Annotated in this window: 20 protein-coding genes; 14 read left to right on the top strand and 6 right to left on the bottom strand. The window is 58.1% G+C overall.

The genetic code is table 11. From position 1 onward, the window contains the following. Positions 1-27: 27 nt before the first annotated feature. The gene (locus tag LUQ43_RS04060) at positions 28-525 is read left to right on the top strand and encodes a hypothetical protein (protein WP_299964147.1); all 498 of its coding nucleotides are present in this window, start codon (positions 28-30) and stop codon (positions 523-525) included. A gap of 21 nt (positions 526-546) precedes the next feature. After that, the gene (locus tag LUQ43_RS04055; RefSeq protein ID WP_299964145.1) at positions 547-1,368 is read left to right on the top strand and encodes a winged helix-turn-helix transcriptional regulator; all 822 of its coding nucleotides are present in this window, start codon (positions 547-549) and stop codon (positions 1,366-1,368) included. Here LUQ43_RS04055 and LUQ43_RS04050 read toward each other — a convergent pair. After that, the gene (locus tag LUQ43_RS04050; RefSeq protein WP_299964143.1) at positions 1,306-2,655 is read right to left on the bottom strand and encodes a hypothetical protein; all 1,350 of its coding nucleotides are present in this window, start codon (positions 2,653-2,655) and stop codon (positions 1,306-1,308) included. The two genes, LUQ43_RS04055 and LUQ43_RS04050, sit on opposite strands and share 63 nt — an antisense overlap. Positions 2,656-2,921: 266 nt before the next feature. Here LUQ43_RS04050 and radB point away from each other — a divergent pair, with 266 nt between their 5' ends. Both radB and LUQ43_RS04040 read left to right on the top strand, forming a co-directional pair. Beyond that, positions 2,922-3,602, top strand: a complete 681-nt coding sequence (gene radB / locus LUQ43_RS04045) for a DNA repair and recombination protein RadB (RefSeq protein WP_299964141.1) — start codon at positions 2,922-2,924, stop codon at positions 3,600-3,602. An 85-nt stretch (positions 3,603-3,687) separates the two neighbouring features. Further along, entirely contained in the window at positions 3,688-5,802 is a 2,115-nt protein-coding gene (locus tag LUQ43_RS04040) for a PAS domain S-box protein (protein WP_299964140.1), read from the top strand. Here LUQ43_RS04040 and dapF read toward each other — a convergent pair. Both dapF and LUQ43_RS04030 read right to left on the bottom strand, forming a co-directional pair. Continuing rightward, positions 5,799-6,620: a diaminopimelate epimerase gene (gene dapF / locus LUQ43_RS04035; RefSeq protein WP_299964139.1), complete on the bottom strand. Its 822-nt coding sequence runs from the start codon at positions 6,618-6,620 to the stop codon at positions 5,799-5,801. The two genes, LUQ43_RS04040 and dapF, sit on opposite strands and share 4 nt — an antisense overlap. Positions 6,621-6,736: 116 nt before the next feature. Beyond that, a complete protein-coding gene (locus tag LUQ43_RS04030) occupies positions 6,737-7,699 on the bottom strand; it encodes a ribose 1,5-bisphosphate isomerase (RefSeq protein WP_299964138.1) in 963 nt (320 codons plus the stop codon). Between the two features lie 55 nt (positions 7,700-7,754). Between LUQ43_RS04030 and LUQ43_RS04025 the strand changes: the two genes are divergently transcribed. Genes LUQ43_RS04025 through LUQ43_RS03985 form a run of 9 tightly spaced genes read left to right on the top strand, consistent with a single transcriptional unit; the run spans position 7,755 to position 16,006 of the window. Continuing rightward, a complete protein-coding gene (locus tag LUQ43_RS04025) occupies positions 7,755-8,624 on the top strand; it encodes an HAD family hydrolase (protein ID WP_299964093.1) in 870 nt (289 codons plus the stop codon). A 37-nt stretch (positions 8,625-8,661) separates the two neighbouring features. Further along, entirely contained in the window at positions 8,662-10,275 is a 1,614-nt protein-coding gene (gene atwA, locus LUQ43_RS04020) for a methyl coenzyme M reductase system, component A2 (protein WP_299964086.1), read from the top strand. An 8-nt stretch (positions 10,276-10,283) separates the two neighbouring features. After that, complete coding sequence (locus LUQ43_RS04015) at positions 10,284-11,813, top strand: methanogenesis marker 3 protein (RefSeq protein WP_299964084.1); 1,530 nt, start codon at positions 10,284-10,286, stop codon at positions 11,811-11,813. After that, positions 11,810-12,268, top strand: a complete 459-nt coding sequence (locus LUQ43_RS04010; protein WP_299964082.1) for a methanogenesis marker 6 protein — start codon at positions 11,810-11,812, stop codon at positions 12,266-12,268. The genes LUQ43_RS04015 and LUQ43_RS04010 overlap by 4 nt, the downstream gene beginning before the upstream one ends. A gap of 2 nt (positions 12,269-12,270) precedes the next feature. After that, complete coding sequence (locus LUQ43_RS04005; protein WP_299964080.1) at positions 12,271-12,717, top strand: methanogenesis marker 5 protein; 447 nt, start codon at positions 12,271-12,273, stop codon at positions 12,715-12,717. After that, positions 12,714-13,952, top strand: a complete 1,239-nt coding sequence (locus tag LUQ43_RS04000; RefSeq protein ID WP_299964078.1) for a methanogenesis marker 15 protein — start codon at positions 12,714-12,716, stop codon at positions 13,950-13,952. The genes LUQ43_RS04005 and LUQ43_RS04000 overlap by 4 nt, the downstream gene beginning before the upstream one ends. A 1-nt stretch (position 13,953) precedes the next feature. Further along, on the top strand, positions 13,954-14,538 hold the full coding sequence (locus tag LUQ43_RS03995; protein WP_299964076.1) for a methanogenesis marker 17 protein: 585 nt from the start codon (positions 13,954-13,956) through the stop codon (positions 14,536-14,538). Then, a complete protein-coding gene (locus LUQ43_RS03990; protein WP_299964074.1) occupies positions 14,535-15,473 on the top strand; it encodes a methanogenesis marker 7 protein in 939 nt (312 codons plus the stop codon). The genes LUQ43_RS03995 and LUQ43_RS03990 overlap by 4 nt, the downstream gene beginning before the upstream one ends. Beyond that, positions 15,473-16,006, top strand: coding sequence for a carboxymuconolactone decarboxylase family protein (locus LUQ43_RS03985; protein WP_299964072.1), 534 nt, complete (start codon positions 15,473-15,475; stop codon positions 16,004-16,006). Before LUQ43_RS03990 ends, LUQ43_RS03985 begins: the two co-directional genes overlap by 1 nt. 98 nt (positions 16,007-16,104) lie before the next feature. On the opposite strand, the gene LUQ43_RS03980 is transcribed toward LUQ43_RS03985, so the two are convergent. Beyond that, positions 16,105-17,436, bottom strand: a complete 1,332-nt coding sequence (locus tag LUQ43_RS03980; RefSeq protein ID WP_299964070.1) for a Fic family protein — start codon at positions 17,434-17,436, stop codon at positions 16,105-16,107. A 328-nt stretch (positions 17,437-17,764) separates the two neighbouring features. Between LUQ43_RS03980 and LUQ43_RS03975 the strand changes: the two genes are divergently transcribed. Further along, entirely contained in the window at positions 17,765-18,481 is a 717-nt protein-coding gene (locus tag LUQ43_RS03975; RefSeq protein ID WP_299964068.1) for a hypothetical protein, read from the top strand. A 216-nt stretch (positions 18,482-18,697) separates the two neighbouring features. Here the strand turns inward: LUQ43_RS03975 and LUQ43_RS03970 are convergent, their stop codons facing one another. Together LUQ43_RS03970 and LUQ43_RS03965 are read right to left on the bottom strand one after the other, a co-directional pair. Beyond that, positions 18,698-19,054: a hypothetical protein gene (locus LUQ43_RS03970; RefSeq protein WP_299964066.1), complete on the bottom strand. Its 357-nt coding sequence runs from the start codon at positions 19,052-19,054 to the stop codon at positions 18,698-18,700. A gap of 14 nt (positions 19,055-19,068) precedes the next feature. After that, positions 19,069-19,572, bottom strand: coding sequence for a hypothetical protein (locus LUQ43_RS03965; RefSeq protein ID WP_299964064.1), 504 nt, complete (start codon positions 19,570-19,572; stop codon positions 19,069-19,071). Positions 19,573-19,903 lie beyond the last annotated feature (331 nt).

Below are 19,903 nucleotides of genomic sequence, written 5' to 3'. Positions count from 1 at the left end.
ATATGATTCACGCGAACAGTTGTTATCATGAGGGGCCTTTGGATCGGGATGCTGCTCTGTGCCGGGGCGATACTGGTACTTGCGCTCGCACTGCCGGGGAACATACCCCGCGAGCCGTACAGCCCGTCACTGGCCGGCGAGAAAACCCTGAACGGTTCCGGGCAGATTGCGGTCATGGGTCACCTTACCGGACATACCGGGACGATGACCGGCAACAACAGCGCCCTGTTCTCAAAAAATGTGACTGCGGGTACCAGGTATATCATCGTCTCGCTCTACAGCGGTGATATTACCGATCCCATATCAGTGACGGTCATTGCACCGGATCGGACCCTCGGCCCATTTTACGATGAATCAGATGGTATCGTTGACGGGAGGATCGATCTGAAGATCAGTAACCCGGATCAGGTAACGCCGGGGACCTGGAAGTTCCTTATCCACAGTAACAAGAATATCGCCACGGGAAGTCTCGAAAACCTGTCATGGATCCGGACAGCGACGGACAACCACAAGGATGATGAATGAACACAGAAATATAAAGCTGCTATGATGCGGGCGCTCTCTTCTGCCGTATTATTCATTGTCCTGCTGGCGATGACGGCAGTACCGGCGACCGCATTCCCGGAGCAATATACGGTTGAACCTGCATTTGGGGCAACCGGCATTGCAGTACCGGACATCGTCCCAATCACGTTCTGGGATCTTACGCTCCGTGAGATGGTGATAGTCATTGCCCTTGCCATCTCTCCCCTCCTGCTGGCCCCGGTCGAGATCGTATTCACGATAAAACTCCTCTCGGTTCTCGGATTCAGGAGGATAGTACGGGGAAATATTCTGGGAAATTCCGTCAGGAATACACTCTACTGCTGTATCCGGGAGAGACCCGGCATAAGTCCCGGGGAGCTGGCAGAAGCAGCCGGCCTCTCGCGCGGGGCTCTGGCATACCACCTGGCCCTGCTGCGAGCTTTTGGAAAAATTGTCCTGGTAAAAAACCATGGGGGAGTGAGGTGTTTTGAAAATTCCGGTACCTACAGCCTGTGCGAACAGAAGATGTTCAACTGCCTCCGTTCAGGTACCGGCAATAAGATCATCCGGGCCCTGGCCGCAACTCCCGGCCTTTCAAGAGAGGAACTCGGGCAGGTTCTCGGCGTATCCGGTCCGACCGTCACCTGGCACATGAAACGGCTTGCCGCGGATGGTGTAGTGGATGTCAGCAGGGACGGGAGGTTTTCCCGGTATGCCATCTCGGAAGAGATGACGGCATTCCTGCAGCGCACCGGTGATGACGGGAGTATTTCCGGGATGTCACCCACGGGGGAGGGCAGTCATACCGTCCTTTCTGCAGCAGCCGGATCTGCTGATGGGTAACGGGAAACCGTCTTTGCAGGTATCAGAACCGGTTACGCTGAAATCCGGTACTGCCATCAACCCGGTACCAAGGGTATCCCCGGAACCCGGGCACAGGTACCATGGGGCAATTTTTTTGAGATACTGATATTCACCTGCCCGGTCGCGCTGGTTTTTTACCAGGGTGTTATGGATACCAGTATACAGGTAATAGTCTGCCATGAGAGCCCGGTAATGCAGGGGGTTATCCCCGGAGAAGGTATCGAGCTGGCTCCGGAGGAGAAGAATTCTTGCATCAACAGCTCTCTTCTGTTCTGCAATGAATGCTGTTTCACCAGCAGATGTATAGGCCGTTGTGCCCGTCCCTGCCCGTATAACTACCGGGACACTGGTAAGGGGTGTTGCTCCCGGGGACGCACCGGGAGGAACGTATTTTATGGACTGGGACAGGTTCGCGGGGGCCTCACCAATGAGCGATACACCGGTTGTTTCAACATACAGGTACCCCGTATCCCCGTACCGGGCACCATCATCCCTTACACCCACTGCCATGTGGTGCTCCGGGATAAAGAGGAGGAGCGCCGTATCATACCCTTCCCGCTCCAGTAATCCCGCAAGCAGCAGGCTCTTGTCATCGCAATCGCCGGTACCATCAACGAGTGTTTCTACGGGGAACCGTGCCGGGGTGTCAAGACGGGCTCCGGAAGAGTTGTCATAGGGAAGGCTCTGGACAAATACCGTGAGCAATTCCAGGTACTCATCATCAGTATACTGGTGTTCCTGCCGGACTGATTGGAAGCTGTGGAGGAGATCCGTGTACACTCCATCCTGACGGGGATCCTCGATGAATGCACGGTAATACCCGGGAGCAGCAGATTCCGGCAGTACGTTCTCAGGGACAATGGAGAATTTGTCTCCGTTTTTTGCCCCGTAATAGATCGACGCGTTTGCCCTGACTGCAATGGTGATAGTTGTTTTCTGGAACGGGAAGGTGAACTGCCGGGACAATTCTCCCGGGGTCTCATTGGGCACAATAGAGGGGAGGGAATAGGCAGCGGAAGCCGGGCCGGCTGTATTGCCCGGATTCCCCTCAAGCCCATCAGGCAAATCTCCCGCAGCCTGACGGGCCGTGACGGGAGACGAGAGGAGGATTGCGATACATAAAACAAAGGCGGCAAAAACATACCGGGAGCGTTGCTGCCGGTTGTGCTTATTCCTGCACCGGGTTCCAGGTACGGTATCCCCCGGGAAATGACCGGGGGATAACCTGTTCCGGTACGGGACTGCTGCCCCGGTTGGCACATTCATGGGAATCGTTCCGTGTGATGGAGAGTATTTTGGTCTGTGGTCAGACATAGGGTTTCTTATCCGTTCCCGTGCTGCTTTTTACAATGGCGGCGATAGCAGAGGTGGCCTGCGCACCAGGAAACCTTACGCATGGATTCTTCCGGTAAGGCAAATCCCCGCAGAACAGGATCGCACCACCCTGTTCGATGGGATAATAACTCACAAGGCCAAACAGTTCAGTGAATGAGAGGGAGATATTCCGAACAGGTGCGGGAGGATGACACGGTATGAAAACCGACAAGTTATCCAGCGGTAATGCAGCACTCGACACCCTCCTTGGTGGCGGCCTTGAAGCGCGGACGGTTACCCAGTTCTTCGGGGAACCGGCAAGCGGCAAGAGCACGCTCTGCACGATCGCGGCAGTCGCCTGCCTGCGGGCCGGTCTCTCCGTGGTGTATATCGATTCCGAGGGATTCTCCATAGAGCGGTTCCGGCAGATCGCCGGGGAGGATACCGAGAAGATCGCGGACCGGCTCTTCCTCTTCGAGCCGATCGACTTCGAGCACCAGGGATCGATGATCCTTGAGGCAGAGAAGGTACTCAAGGCGCACAAGACCGGCCTCCTTGTCATGGACTCGGCAACCGCCCTGTACCGCACCGACCTGGAGAAAGGCCGGGATGCCATGCAGGCGCTCACCCGGCAGATGCTCCATCTCCTTGGCTATGCCAAGCGATACGAAATCCCTATTATTATCACCAACCAGGTGTACATCGATACCACCAAGAACACCTATGCAGGACTCGGAGGGACCGCCCTTGAGCACCTCTCCAAGGTGATCGTCCGGCTGGAGAAGACGGATGCGCCCGGCATACGGCGGGCCCGTCTGGTCAAGCACCGCTCACGGCCGGAAGGGGCTTCATTCGAGTACGAGATTACCGGTGACGGCATCAGCAGCCGCCCTTCGTAACCAGGAACAGACCCGGATCCGTTTGCACCCATATGCCGGACCCTGCAATAATTTTATATATATAAAAAGAAGAGTCCCCATACCCATGGCATTACGGAGGGAGATCACTACCCGGATCACAGATCTGCTGGAGCAGAACCCCCAGGGACTGAGCATAACCGAGATTGTCCAGCTCGGGAGCCTCAACCGGAACACGGTCGGGCGGTACCTGGACAACCTGCTCGTCTCAGGCCAGGTGGAGATGCGTCATTTCGGGATGGCGAAGATCTACACCATGTCCCAGCGGCTGCCGGTCTCCTCCGTCCTGTCCATCTCGTCCGAGCTGGTGATGCAGCTGGACGCGAGCCTCCGCATTGTCTTTATCAACCAGCCTTTTTTGGACCTGCTGAAGAAAGGGGAGCACGAGATCATCGGCAAGAACATTGAGTTCTCCCCGATTCCCCTGTTCTTTGATGAGACGTTCCAGACACTCCTCGCATGGCTCCACGAGGGTCTTACCGGTACGGAATCCCGGGGAGAACTTGAAGTACCATCGCAGACCATCTTCTTTTTCTACCGCATTGTCCCCACGGTCTTCAATAACGGCCAGAAAGGGGTTTCGGTTCTTTTCGATGATATCACCAACAAAAAGCACAGCAGGGCACGGCTCAGGGAGAGCGAGGCGCGGCTGCGCAGCATCATCCGTGTTGCGCCCATCGGGATCGGCCTCATCAGCAACCGCATGATACTCGAAGCAAACGACCAGGTCTGCCGGATGACCGGGTACGAGGCGGCCGAACTGATCGGGTACCCGACCCGGAAGGTTTTCCCCTCCGATGAAGAACACGATCGCGTCGGGAACCTGTTGTACGGGGAGATCGCGAGAACGGGATCCAGTTCTCTTGAAGTCCGGTGGCAGAAGAAAGACGGCACCGTGATCGATATCCACCTGAGTGCTACTCCCCTTGACAGCACAGATCCGGGGGCCGGACTCACCTTCACGGCACTGGACATCACTGAGCGCAAACGGGCGGAGGCGGCACTGCAGGCAAGCGAGGAGAAGTTCCGGACGCTCTTCAATATTGCCGACGATATGATCACGCTCCATGGTTTCGGCCCGGACGGGCTTCCCGGAACATACCTGGAAGTGAACGATGTCGCGTGCCGCCAGCTGAAGTATACCCGGGAAGAACTCCTCACCAAGTCACCCAGGGATATCATTGCCCCGGAGTCCTCCGTGTTCATGGCCCGGAACACCAAGAACCTCAGGGCGAACGGGCGTGCGACCTTTGAGATGGTCCACATGACCCGGGATGGCCGGAGGATTCCCGTCGAGATCAGTTCCCATCTCTTCAACTTCCACGGGGAACCCATGGCGCTTGCAGTGGTCCGTGACATTACCGAACGGAAGCGGATCGATGAGGCACTGCGCGAGAGCGAGACCCGGTACCGCTCCCTCTCGGAGGCCTCTCAGGACCTGATCTACGTTATTGACCGGGAGGACCGGGTGCGTTATGTCAACCACCAGGCCGCAGAATTCCTCCGGAAATCGCCAGAATCTGTCATCGGACAGGACAGGAGTGCCCTCTTTCCTTCGGAGATCTCCACCCGCCAGAGGGAGGTACTTCTGCATATCTTTGAGACCGGCCTGCCGGTACGGAGTGAGAGCCCGATAACGGCCGGAGGCGAGATCCGGTGGTTCGATCATGCGTTGGTACCCCTTCCTGACGCTGAAGGACAGGTTACCTCGGTGCTTGGGGTATCCCGTGACATCACCAGGCGTGTTGCCGCAGAACAGGAGCAACGGCAGAACGAGCGGAATAACCAGTTCATTGCCGAACACTCCGTGGATATCATCAACCGCCAGACGCCGGACTGCGTCTGTACCTACGCGTCCCCGTCCGTTACCCGGCTGCTGGGGTACACGGAGAAGGAGGTGCTGGGCAGGCCCGTGCTGGATATGGTGCACCCGGATGACCTGCCCGGTGTGATAAAGGATATTGCAGAGATCCGCGACAGCGGGAAGGATACCTCACGATCCACATTCCGGTTCCGGCACAAGGACGGGCATTACATCTGGTTCGAATCAACAACCCGGATAGTCCGTGACGAAAACGGACAGGTAAAGGAATTTTTAAGTGTCTCCCGTGACATCACCCGCAGGAGAGCAGATACCCCACAACCGGATGCTGAAGGGACGGGAAACGGAAAAACGGATTAAACCGGGATGATCCCGGTGAAAACCGTTGTTGCCGGGCCTTCCATGATCGCATCCCCATCCTTCAACGTGATGGTAAGGGGACCGCCGCGGGTCTCGACATCCACGATGTTCCCGGTCAACCCGAGCCGGTGCACGATGGCGGCAGATGCGGTTGCCCCGGTGCCACACGACAGGGTCTCTCCTTCCACACCCCGTTCGAAGGTCCGGATCCGGATACTGTTCTTGCCGGTCTTCTCGACAAAGTTCACGTTCGCCCCTTTCGGGAAGGACGTGTGGTGGCGGATCTTCGGTGCAATGGTCTCAATATCAATGGCATCCACGGAATCAACAACGATCACCGCATGGGGTACGCCCGTATTCACGGCATGGACCTCGAAACCTTCGATGGTCTCCTTGTAATCGCCGTTCCCGGTTGCCGGGATCTCCTTCCGGTCATACTGCGGCCGGGTCATCGTAATAGATGCGGTAAACGTATCCTCCCGGTATCCCATGGTAACCCCGATCTCGCCGGCAAGGGTCTCAACGGTGCAGGTATCTTTGACATACCCGGCATCATGGGCGAATTTGGCAATGCAGCGGATGCCGTTGCCGCACATCTCTGCCTCGCTCTCATCCGGCTGGAGGATACGCATCCGGATGCTGCTTTTCTTTGACTTCATGAGGTAGATGACACCATCTGCCCCGATGCCGAAGCGCCGGTCGCAGTAGAGTGCGGCGAACTGTGCTTTCATCTCATCAGGGATGACCGGGTGTTCCCATTCATCGATCATGATGAAGTCATTGCCATTGCCATGCATCTTACTGAAATGTATCTCCATGAAGATCCCTCGGGTTTTTAATCGCCATTTGTGGCGTGATCCTGTTGCGTACAGCTCAGGAGTCCTGCCGTTTCATAAAGGCATCGGAACAGGGTGGCGGTTACTCGTGAGTCCTGTCAGTCCTCATGACCGGAGTTCAGGTCAAACGCCGTGTGGAACTCGCCGATATCCCAGCCCAGGTACTCCCGGATGATAACGTATGCCATCTGCGGCGGGATCGCACCCTGCTCCGTGACAATGAGATCGATATATTCCGCGGGAGTCACATCGAACGCCGGGTTGCGGACGGTGACATGGGGGAGCGTCCGGGCGATCTCGTCAGCCAGAACTTCGCTTGACGGGCGCTCCTCGATCCGGATCAGTTCCCCGACCACGGTCCGGGGCGCAAACTTGTAGGTCTCGGCGGCAACGATCATGTTCACGCGGGCTTCGGCAGCCGTGTGGGCCACCTGCGAGGTCCCGATCTTGTTCACCACGGACCCGTTGACCGTCACCGCATCCGCCCCGACAATCACGAGGTCCACATCGTGGATGAACGAACGGACCGCGGAATCAACGATGAAGTTTGTCTTGATACCGGCATCGTTCAGGGTCCGGATCGTGATATGACCCTGGTTCCGGGGCCGCACTTCCGTTGCAAAGACCTCGATCTCCTTGCCCTGCCGGTGAGCCTCGATCATGCACCCGAGCGCCACCTCGGAGTTGCAGTGCGTGAGGATTACGTCGCCATCCCGGATATGGCGGGCGCCGAACTCCGCGATCTTCTCCACCGCGTGCTGCGAGGACATGATGAACTGCCCGGCGCGACGGACAACACCGGCCCGTGCCTCATCCACGGTCTTTGCCGCAGTGAGACCTGCCATGACGAAGTGGACAGCATTCGGGAGCGAGACCGCGGTCGGGCGGGTTGCGACAAGCTCGGCAGCTGCCCGTTCCATCTCCTGCCGGAATGCGGCAGGGTCCTTTACCTTTACGGACAGGGCATGATCGCGGAGGGCTTCTGCCGCCGCCCGGGCAATCCGGCCGGCACCCCGGATCTCCATGCTCTTTATCTTCTCTGCGGTTTCAGTAACGAACATCAGCTTCATTGATCCAATGTAAAGCGTAATACAAAGAGTTATTGCAGGGTCTCTCATGTCGGTTGCCGTAGTTTTTGACAGTGCCGGAACACTCCTGAATACCTACCGGGTTGCAAAGGATATCTGCCATGGCAGGCTCTTTCCCGGTATCGAGACCACCACCCTCACCTTCAGCTCCCCGGACCGCGTGCTGATCGTCCTTCCCTTCCATTCCCAGGACCTCATGGCCGTCTCCCCGGACATGCTCCTGTCGGAGTACCTGATCCAGCAGAACATCGGGTTTGGCGTCAGCTGCACCCGGAAGATCGTCACCGCCGAGGATATCGGGGACGTGCTCTACACGGACAAGCGGGCACGTGCTGGCGATCTCCAGGAATGTATCCGGAACGTCTGGTCGGTCTGCAGGCAGGAGCAGATGGTCACCCTCAACAGCGGAGCGATCATCAACATGGCGCACAAGGCAGTCGAGTTCACCCTCTCGGCAGGGGGATGGCCGTTCGAAGGAGCAAAGGAGACCATCACGGCCCTCCACCGGATGGGTGTCCCCACCTTCATCGCCTCAGGAGACCGGGTAACCAAGCTCGAGCGGATGGCCGATCATTTCGGCATCCCCCGCGACCGGGTGTACGGGGTGGCAACACCCACCGTCAAGGCGCAGATCATCCACGATCTCCGGCAGGAGTACGACCGGGTGCTGATGGTAGGGGACGGGATCAACGACCTTGCGGCACTGCGGAATGCCGATATCGCGATCCTCACCCTCCAGCAGCCGGGCGACCGGCCCGTGGAACTGTACAAGGAAGCGGATCATGTGGTAAAAAATGTGAGCGAAGTGACCGCGATCGTGCAGGACCTGCTCAAAACAAGGAACGGCTCCGGGAAAATTTGCGATCGTGACGACAGTGATGTATCATATAAAAGGTAATATGCGACCTGTTCCACATTAGATTACAAGGGTACATATGAAAGCTCCATTGATCACAGTCGACAACCTCTGCATGGATTTTGACGGCAAGAGGGTGCTCAAGAATATCTCCTTTGAGATAGGCGAGGGTGAGATCCTCGGGATTATCGGCAGGAGCGGGGCCGGTAAGACGGTTCTCATGCACCTCATCCGGGGAGTCGAACAGCCGCCGACCAGCGGGCGGATCATCTACCATGTTGCTGCCTGTGGCACGTGCGATTATATGGACGTGGGCAGTTCCGCAGGGAAGACCTGCCCTCACTGCGGTGCAGTGCTCTCTGCAATGGACGTGGACCTCTGGAACGAGAAGGATGACGAGATCCGGCGGCGCCTGATGCGCCGGACCGCGATCATGTTCCAGCGTACCTTTGCGCTGTACGGGGACGATCGGGTGATCGAGAATGTCCTCCACGCACTCGACGATATCAACTACCCGCAGGAAAAGTCGATCAACCGGGCGGCAGATCTCATCGACCAGGTGAAACTCTCCCACCGGATGATGCATATTGCCCGCGACCTCTCGGGAGGAGAGAAGCAGCGGGTCGTCCTTGCCCGTCAGCTGGCAAAAGAGCCTTTTACCCTGTTTGCCGATGAGCCGACCGGAACCCTCGACCCGGGAACCGCAAAAGTCGTGCACGCAATGCTCATCGAAGCTGCCAAGACCAACAACATGGGCATCGTGGTCACCTCCCATTTCTCGCAGGTGATCGAGGACATCGCCAACAGGGCCATGCTGCTTGTCGATGGCAACATCGCAAAGATGGGAGCGCCCAAAGACGTGATCGCAGAGTTCATGAAGGGCTGCGATGATACCGAGGAATTCGAAGAGGCCGAGCTCGGGGACCATATTGTTGTTGCCCGCGATCTTGTCAAGCGCTACATCTCCGTGGACCGCGGGGTTGTCAAGGCCGTCAACGGTGTCACCTTCGACGTCTCGGCAAAGGAGATCTTCGGGATCATCGGGAAGAGCGGGGCCGGCAAGACCACGCTCTCGGGGATCATGGCCGGCCTCATCGAACCTACGAGTGGCGAGATCAATGTCCGTATCGGCGATGAGTGGGTTGACATGACCAAGCCCGGCATCGACCAGCGGGGCCGGGCCACCGGGTATATCGGGCTCCTCCACCAGGAGTACGACCTCTTCCCCCACCGGACCGTGCTCGACAACCTGACCGACGCAATCGGCCTCGAATTCCCCAAGGAACTCGCCATGCGGAAGGCTCTCGTGACCCTGAAGATGGCCGGGTTCACGGACGATAAGAGTAAGGAGATCCTGGACCGGATGCCGGCCCAGCTCTCGGAAGGGGAACGCCACCGTGTCGCCCTTGCCCAGGTGCTCATCCGCGAGCCGCGGATCGTCATTCTCGATGAACCCACGGGCACGATGGACCCCATCACGAAGATCGATGTCAAGCACTCGATCATGCACTCCCGCGAGGAGATGGACGAGACCTTCATCGTGGTCTCCCACGACATGGAATTCGTGCGGGATATCTGCGACCGGCTCGCCCTGATGCGGGGCGGCAAGATCATCCAGATCGGCAAGACGGACGAGGTCCTTGCCATCCTGACCGAGGAAGAACGGAAGATCATGAGCCAGCCTCAGGCCTGAGGTATCCCATGATCACCATCCACCTCGACAACAAGAGGCTGGAGCTGGCTGAGGGGAGCAGGCTCTCTTCGGTCCTGGCAGGTCACCCGCAGGGATGTGCTGTCGCCATTATCCGCCCCGCAACGCAGGAGCAGACCAGGACGGCAAGCCTTGCGATCAGTACCACTGCCGGGGAGATCACGATCGAGATGAGCGGGAAGGAACCCGGTCTTCTCGAATCCCCAACGATACTCCCTTCGCTGGCACTCCACTGGGGAGACCGCTATGCCGCGGCATTCGGCCCGTTCCCGTCACCGGTCCGGCCGGTGAGGAAGCCCCACGTGTACGATCGGGGCGACGTGATCCTCGGGTGCGGGGGGTACGAACCGGAACGTTCCTACCTGATCTTTGCAAAGACCCGGCACTCGGCGGATCATGGCGCGGACGAGAGCGGGGGCATCCTCGGGACGGTCGTGAGCGGCCGGGGCATGCTGGACCGGTTTGGGACCGGCGACCGGATCACGAAGATCGAACCCGTGGTCAGCTGGGCTGATACCAGCCGGTCGTTCACTACCACGGACCCGGACTTTGTCCTCGAAGACGGCATGCAGGTCGTGACCGGTCTCGAGATCGTTGCCCATGGGTATACCCCCGACAAAATCTCAACGGAAGTCGCAGCCAGCGTGGAGCACATGCTCCTTGCACTCCAGTCCGGGAGGTTTACAGTCGGACGTGCTGCATCCACGCACGTGCTCGACCTGCACCGTGCCGGATCCGATGACATTCCCAAGGAGTACCGGCGCCCGCGCCGGGAAGGAACCGTTACTGTGCGGAACACCGGCAAGTCGGCAGGCGGGATCTACATCTACCGGACGGATGTCCCGGGCAGCCTCTCCCATAACCTCGCAGGACAGGTTGTCCGCGGGATCGAACTGGTGAAACTGGCAAAAGAGCACGATGTGCTCTCCGTCAAGGTCCTGCCGGAGCGGATCGATCTGCTCGGCCGGCCCCTGGCCCGGGCACAGGAGATCGCCGCACAGGCCGGTGTGACCCTGAAGGCTGACAAGGAGGGCGGGGACCGGATCATCGTCTCGCAGGAGCCGGGGACCACGCTCGATGTCTTACACGAGCGGCTCGTGACCGTGACAACGGCGCCGGTCGAGAAGGTGATCGATATCGAGCTCAATGATACCGCAGCACCCCAGAGCTGCGAGGTCTTCCGGCGCTTCACCGGCCTTGCGGAGCACGATGCCGGCATGATGCCGGTCTTCTTCAAGTTCGACGATGTGGTCCTCTTCAAGCCGGCGATTGCATCCGGCACCAAGATCACGCCGGAGAACCAGCCGAAGGACGAGTCCCCGGCCAATGCGCTCGCCATGACCAACGATTCCCGGAAAGGCGCCGGGCTTGTCGGGGTAAGGCTGTCCGCAAACAGGGAGTTCGGCCCGACCTCGGAACCGTTCGAGGGGACGAACATCATCGGTCGCGTGATCGATACGGAGAAACTCAAAAAACTGAAGGAGCGGGAGACGGTGTATATCCGGGAGGTGAGACGATGACCACGTATACGCCAACCCACGTGGGCACCGTCACGAAGTATGTCGTGGTGGAGTCGTTCGATGTCACGCCGGCCGATCTGGCGATACGGGGTTACGAGATCTCGAACGGGGCAATGATCAAGGATACCTGTTTTGGCCTCGTAGTGACCGGGAAACCTGAAGAGGTTGAGCGGATTGTGACCGGGCTCCGCACGATGGACCCGGACCATATCTTTGTGAAGGACCGGGGATTCCCGCCGGGCGACCCGCGGCGCTGCCGGGCTAACCTTGGCGGGGCACGGCCCGGGTACCATGGTATGGAGTTCGAGATGACCGTCATCCCCTACATCACCCACGGGCTCGAAGAGCTCAAGAAACGCGACGCGACAGCGGTTCCCGCACCGAAAGACCCGCTCGACACCAGCGTCCTCGATGTCGCAATACTGAAGAAACTGATCGATGCACAGGAGTCCTGATAATGGCAAAAGTATTCATCTATCCCGCAACGAGCCTGATCCTCTCTGACCTGGTCTCACGGCACGGCCACACGCCGCTCTCATCGGCGGTTGCTATCCGTGAACGCGTCCAGACCGCAGGACTCGAGTCCCCGCCCCTCCAGATCACCCCCGAGGAGCCCAAGAAAGGGCTGAAGTGGGCGGCTGTCGAGGTCCCGTCCGGCGTCCGGGGGCGCATGGCGCTCTACGGCCCGATGCTCGAAGAGTGCGAAGCGGCGATCATCATCAACGATGCCGATTTCGCGTTCGGGTGCATGGGCTGCGCCCGTACAAACGAGCTGATCAAGTTCCTCCTGCGCCAGAAGGATGTCCCCAAACTCGACCTGAACTATCCCAGAAACGAGGAAGAGGGCGTGCAGTTCGTGGCTGCGATCAAGAGATTCCTTGCCGGACTCGGGAGTGAGAAATGACGCCACCAGTACGGATTGCCCAGATCTCCTGCGGTGCCGAGTATTCAGGGGTCCAGCACGAGATCGATGACGCAGCGCATGAAGTCAACGGCGAGATCTTCTTCCCGGATATTGCCTTAAAGGACATCAGGCGCGACTTCGATGCGTTCGGTCTCGATGTGCGGAGCCCCGACCTCAAGCTTTCCATTGCACGGGCAAAGGCCCTTGTCGAAGGGCGTGTCGAAGCCGATGCGGTCTTCATTGCCACCTGTTTCCGGTGTGCAGAGGCAGCGATAGTCCGGAACGAACTCCGGCGCTATATCCACGAGAACTCGAAACTGCCGGTGGTCAGTTACTCCTTCACTGAGCGGACCACCTCAGGAACGCTCCTGACACGGATGGAAGCCTTAACCACCATCGCCCGCCGGCGTGCCCTGCTCGCCCGCGAAACCCAGCAGGGGATCACGCTCGGTCTCGACTCCGGTTCCGCGACAACGAAAGCGATCATCATGAAGGACAACAAGATCGTCGGGACCGGCTGGACTCCGACAACGGAAGTCCTGAAGAGCGCCCATTCCGTGATCGAGACCGCCCTTGCCGAAGCCGGTATGACGATGAAGGATATCCAGGCAATCGGCACCACGGGATACGGCCGGTTCCTCGTGGGAAAAGACATCAACGCCGACCTCATCCAGGAAGAGCTGACCGTGAACTCGAAGGGCGCGGTCTATCTCGCGGACCGGCAGCACGGGCCCGCGACCGTGATCGATATCGGCGGTATGGACAACAAGGCGATCTCCGTCATGGACGGGATCCCGGGCGTCTTCACGATGGGCGGTATCTGCGCCGGGGCGAGCGGGCGGTTCCTGGAGATGACCGCCAAGCGCCTCGGTGTCGATATCACCGAGCTCGGCCCGCTCTCCATGAAAGGGTTCGGCGGGAGGGTGCCGATGAACAGTTACTGTATCGTCTTTGGCACCCAGAGCCTGGTCAACGCCCTCGCGGCCGGGTCCACCCGGGAGGATGTTGCAGCCGCAGCCTGCCATTCCGTTGCCGAGCAGGTCTTCGAGCAGCAGCTCCAGGAAGTGGATATCAAGGAGCCGGTCATCATGGTCGGGGGCACGTCGCTCATCGAGGGGCTCGTCTTCGCCATGGGCGAGTTGTTGCAGACAAAGGTGGTCGTACCGCACCACTCGCAGTATATCGGAGCGGTCGGTTCCGCGCTGCTGGCTTCAGGATTCATCAGGGAACACTGAGATGCAGGCCGTTGAGTATTTCGAGGTGGAATGCCCCGAGGCGCTGGGCGCGGAGTACTACAAGCAGATAGCAAACGATGTCCTGCTCGACCACAACCTGCTCAGGGTCATCTACAAACTCCACATCTTCATCGATCCGAAAGTGCCGGTCTTTATTGCCGTCGGGGTCCTCAAGCGGATCACGACCGTTGTCCGGGTCGGCGATTTTGCCAATGTCAACCCGCAGGAGGGCAAGATGACGCTCGTCATCTCGGATGAGACCTACCTGGCCCCGATGCTGAAGATCTTCTGGCAGCGCTTTGGCAAGGAGAAGGTTGAGCAGCCCGACCGGTTCACCGTGATCCTGTACGGCGTTGCCGCTGAACCGAAGGAGATCGAGGATATCGTGGTCGCCGACCCGAGCGAATCGCTCCACAAGGATCTCATCTACGCCCTCCGGTGCATCGCCCCGGAGGGTTTCCGGCTCCGGAGCGAGGTATTCACCCTTGATAAGTTCGTCTTTGTCGCAAGCGAGAACACGCTGGCCGAGGACATCGGCACGCTCGTCAGGGAGAAATTTGCGCTGATGAGCGAGGTGCCGCCATGACGCTCGTGCCGGTGACCTACAAGGGCGGGATCTACCAGCACGACATCGTCATGGACCTCATCGAGGACCTTGGCGGCTACATTGTCCAGAAGCACATCCTGGCACAGGAGGTCGTGCTCCAGTGCTTCGTGCCCCGGGAGGACATCGAGCTGATCCGCGAGATCTCCCGGCCGCTCTTTGGCGAAGTGACCGACTCCCCGCTCGTGGGGACAGAGATCGCTGTCGTCAGCATGAGCCTCGAGATCCACCACCTGCCCCACCCCTCCTGCGATATCGCGGAGTACGTGCGTCGCCTCGGTGCGAAGAGCAACATGGTCAGCCTTGCCCGGGGCCCGGGGAAGCGGATCGCGGGCCTGAACGACGAGGAGCGGGACGTGATCAACGAACACGATATCGCAGTCTACCTGCTCGGCAATTTCGAGACCTGCATTGAGTACAAGATGCCCACGCTCCGGCGCGGCATCGAAGTGCCGATCGTGCTCTGCGGGGGTCCATCCACGGACGTGCTCAGGAAGATCATCGACCCGCCGGTGGACGGGTACGTGGGGAACGTTGGCCGGTTCATGCGGAGGACAAAAGAGGCCGACGAACTGGCGAAGCTGGATGAGATCATCGCGGAGATCACCCGGGTGCTCGAGAAGAAGCGGGACGCGATTGCAAAGGATCCCCTCTCGGTTGCGCCGGCCCGGCTCATGGGCCTGATCCGGGAGAAGATCCCCGAGATCCTTGACGTGACCTCGCCCACGCCCCTGACGGTGCAGATGGCCGGTCTCCGGGTCAAGCTCCCGTACGACACGTTTGCGGAGAAGGTGCGGAAGGTGGAGATCGAGGACGGGATTACCCTCGGGGAGATCGCTGAGGTGAACCCTTCAAGGATGCGGGACTACATCATCGTTAAGATCCTCCCGTTCTCCGAGACAAACACGGTGGTATGATGGCAAAGAAAGTTTCAGCACTATCAACAAAGGACCAGTTCGAGGAGCGGCTGGCCCGTATCGTGGAACTGGGCGCGGATGAGAGTGCCTCTGAATGGATGAAGGCGATAGAGGTCGAGTATGGCAAGGTGCCGCTCATCTTCAAGCGTATGGGGGAACGCCCGGAGGTGCTCATCTCCCACCTCCTGTACAAGGGGACCGTGGCGCAGACAAGCCCGCTCGACCCGAAGTACGTGGAGCTGATCAGCCTCGCTGTGGGGGCGGCCCTGAAATGCCCGCACTGCACCAGCTACCACATGCAGGCGGCGCTGAAGATGGGAGCGACCCGCGATGAGGTCCTTGAAGTGATTCTCTTATCCGGCATGATATCCAACTCGTCCGTGCTCGCGAACGCATACCGCATCTTTGACGAGAAACTGGAGAAGTGCGTGCCGTGCGAAGTGAAGGGGATGGAGAAGGCGGGGGCTGCGAAGAAGAAGCCGGCGCGGAAGAAGGCTCCTGTGAAGCGGGCGAAGGCAAAGAAGAAGAAGTGAGTTGTCTGTTTTAACGAGCCATCTTTTTTAATCCTTTGAACTTTTTACATGCAGGATCCGGTTGATCAACGCGTGGGTGATAAACGAGGAGTAATGGATTATCCCCTCATCTCCTGTTTGAGCATGAAGACCTGTCGTTTCCCGTCCTGGTATTTCTTCAACTTTCCTTTCTCCTCAAGCAGGAGGAGATCGGTTCTTGCCGTGGGTAACGATACTTTGTACTTACCGGCAATCTCACTGATGGCATAGTGCCGTGTCGGATGCCGGATGAAATCCCTGAGGATCTCTGCCTGCCGGAATGAGAGATCGGGGATCTGTTCGACCAGCTGAAGGGATTCTGCTTCTTCCTCCTTTTTGTTGATGATGTATTTCTTCAGGTCTTCCAGCGCCCGGCTGATGATTTGGATATTGAAATCGATGAAATAGGTCATATCGTTGCTGTCGGTCTCGGTGAGCTGGTATGCCCGTGCATACTGGGCTGGGGCATGGACAAAGATCCGCGAGATCGAGATGTATTCCAGCAGATCGTAGTGGTGCTTGAGACTAAACCAGTAAAAGATCGCCCGGGCGGTCCTGCCATTGCCGTCATTGAACGGGTGGATGTAGCCGATAAGGAAGTGAAGGATGATCGCCTTGACAATCGGGTGGATGAACTCATCGTCTTCATTTGCAAACACGATGAGATCATCGATCATTGCCGGGAGCTTTGCAACTTCGGGGGGATAGTGATAGATCTTCGTTGGATCTGCCTTGCTCCCGACCACGATATCATCGGTTGTCCTGAAATCGGTCTCGTCACTCTCGCTATCAAGCGTCCCATGGGTGATCTCGCGGTGGATCTCAAGGATCAGCTCGCGGGACAACGGCTTGTCCCGCAGCTTCTTGAGGCGGCATATCGTCCGGTAGTTGTTGACGATCATCCGTTCGGAGGTATTCTTCGGCTTCCTGCCTTCCCGCAGGATCTTCTTTGCATCAGGCCGGGTCGTCGCCGCTCCTTCGAGCTGGCTTGACGCGATGGCCTCCTCCATCAAGGAATTGCTGAGGTACTGATTTTTATTCGCCTCGCTCGGGAATTCCCCGAAGAGCCAGTCAAACGATGCGGGAGATGCCTTATCGAGAAGGTGGAGCTGTTTCTGGAAGTTTTCCGGGGTATAGAAGGGAAATTTCTCATCGCCAATGCGGATTTCCCGGTACTTCGTGCCGCGGATAGTGCGTATCACGAACCAGAACGCGATGGGATCAAAAGGTATTTTCTTCCGCCGGAGATCGTCCCAGTGGATATACTCCTGCTCGTTGTATTTCCGGATCAGTTTGCGTATTTCTTCTGAGTCTTCATTTTTCTGGTTCATCCTTTGGGCCAGATCGTAATATTTCTCCTGATAATCCGACCATACCCTGCCGAAATCCGGCGGCATCTGAGGTTTTTTCATCCCACACCCGAACTACTAATATCTGTAAATTTTTGTAAAATTTTCAGGTATTTACAGATTGGTTGGTGCATGAGAACAAAAAGGTTCTGTAAATTTTTGTAAAATTTTCAGGTTTTTCCCTGTTCGTGCTGCCAGTACCGCATACCATGCCTGCCAGAAGAGGCGGTACTGGGGAGTGCAGCGCCAGGCGGGGGAACATAAAAACGGGTGATGGGGTTTGTCCTCCCATCTCCATAATCAACCCGAAGTTCTTTTGCGCCGTGACCGGGTCGAGTGCCTGAATTCATATCGAATTATATAATATTGCGGCAGGATACATGCTGATACGATGAAATCCCCATGGAGTGTTTCCCTTGCACTGGTGGCGATGTCGCTCCTGTTTTTCTTTTCAGCCATAGCCCCTTTTGTTGATGGCGTGCTCCGGGGCCTTGGGGCTCCTTCCAGCCTGACGATCCCTGTATCATCCGTGATGTGGAGCCCCACACTCCTTGCCCTCATCTCGTTGTGCGGTGGGATTGTGTTTCTCGTATGGACCCGGGGAGAGAATCCCTCGTGGCACCTGGGAGTCCCCCTCGTTGTCGCGTACGCGATTATCGCATGCGCACCGGTTGCCGGGGGCCTCTTTATCATCCACGATATGAACCCCCCGATTTATCACCCGGGGGTGGTGTGCTCACTCCTGTCAGCGTATGGAACCGTCCTCCTCCCTCCCTGCGCAGCACTCTTCTTCTGGTCGCAGAGGCGGGCGGGATGGTGGGCGCCGGTGATGACCGGTATTGCCCTTGCCATAACGCTGAATGCGCTGGTACTGACGTTCTTTGTGTTCTCCCCCTACCTGGTGGCTGCGGGATTGCTCCCCCCGGCGCAACCCCAGTATATCGATGGCCAGCTGGTGAAGTCCGATGGAGAAGGACTACTATTCCTGATTCTTCACTACACGATTGGACTCCCCGTTCTCGGTATCTGTTTCCTTGCGCTTGCGGCGCACTCCTGGTATACCGCCCACAGGGCCGTTCCTTCACCCGATAAGGAAGCCACGCAATAATTAACCCTAAAAAATGTCGGGCAGGAGCACAGGTCGAAGACCTGATGGTCTTCTCCTGCTTCAAGTCTGATGACTCTCAACATCCTCCTACCCGTTTGTTCTCTTTACCGTACGATCTTACGGGACAAGCCCGGCAAGGATCTCCGCCAGCTTCTGCGCCGTGACCGGGTCGAGCACCTGCGCCAGCACAAGGCCGGCGGTCGCAAGGAAGAGGGCTCAGAAGACCTTCTTTGTCTGCTCGTTTCTGCCGAACGCATCCAGCACCGCGTCCGTGTCCGCCTTCATGGCGTACCGGACGAGCCGGGGCAGGAAGATGAAGAGCGGCAGGAACAGGACACCTGCACCGATGAATGCAAGCGACAGTTCTGTCCGCCCGGCAAACCAGACCCCTGCCGGGACCGCGATGGTCCCTGCAAGGAGGCAGGCCATGAAGACCTCGCCAAGACCGAACCAGGTCCGGTACCCGGCCTGCATGTCTGCATCCGTCAGCTGCTCCGCGGGGTCGAACATGCCGATCGCGTGGAGCACGCCCCAGCAGAAGGTGCGGAGCGGGTCGGTGAGAGAGGGTGACATGAGTCCCTCCCTGCTCAGACTAAGGCTGAAACCCCGTCAGCCCAGGTCTCGATCTTCGTGCGGATGGTGTCATCCTCATACGAGGAGATAGTTACCTGCTGGCGCGAGACGTTGACGAAGTACAGCTCACCGTTGGCGTCGTGGCACTTCAGGGTAGCCGAGAAGTTATCGGCCGGGGAGTTGTGTACGACCGTGCCCGCATGCGCCGTGATGTTGGCGGAGTTAGCGAGCACCGCTGCAATCCCCGCATTGAAGCCCGCGATGGTGTTGTAGCTCTCCGAGCCCTTTCCCACGGTCTTTGCGTCGGCGTCCTGGTACACGAACCGTGCCGTGTAGGACTCCTTGGTCTTCTCTACGGGCGGATGGTTGGCGCCCGCGCTCATATACGATACACACCCGAACGGGTTGTTCAGGATGACGTTCTGGACGATCGTGTTGAATGCGTCCACGGTTCCTATCGGTTCCGCAAGCATGCGGACCGCACTTTTCACATTGGTTTTCTGCGTGAAGTCTGCCATTTGCTTTTCCTCCATTCTTTGTTTTTTCTGCTTTTGCCCTCGGGCGCCCTTGGACATACAGCATTGGATGGGGGGATATAACGGATAATTCCGGGGGTGTCGATCCGGGGGGAATACATGGCGGAAATCAGAAATTACGGTGTCCGGCGCGGATTAGCATCGATCTAAAACCGTTCAACCAATATTTTTGAAAATTGACGGGGATTTGACGCTGCTATGGATAAGTCAGCCTACCTATGGCTACAGGATAGAAATTGAGGATGCAGCAAGCTAAGGAAACGCCCGAGGATCCAGCGCGAGAACTAACAATCAAGAATTAGTGGTTTGGTTT

Source organism: Methanoregula sp. (assembly GCF_028679125.1).
Lineage (GTDB): Archaea > Halobacteriota > Methanomicrobia > Methanomicrobiales > Methanospirillaceae > Methanoregula.
This window is presented reverse-complemented; position numbering and strand designations above follow the sequence as displayed.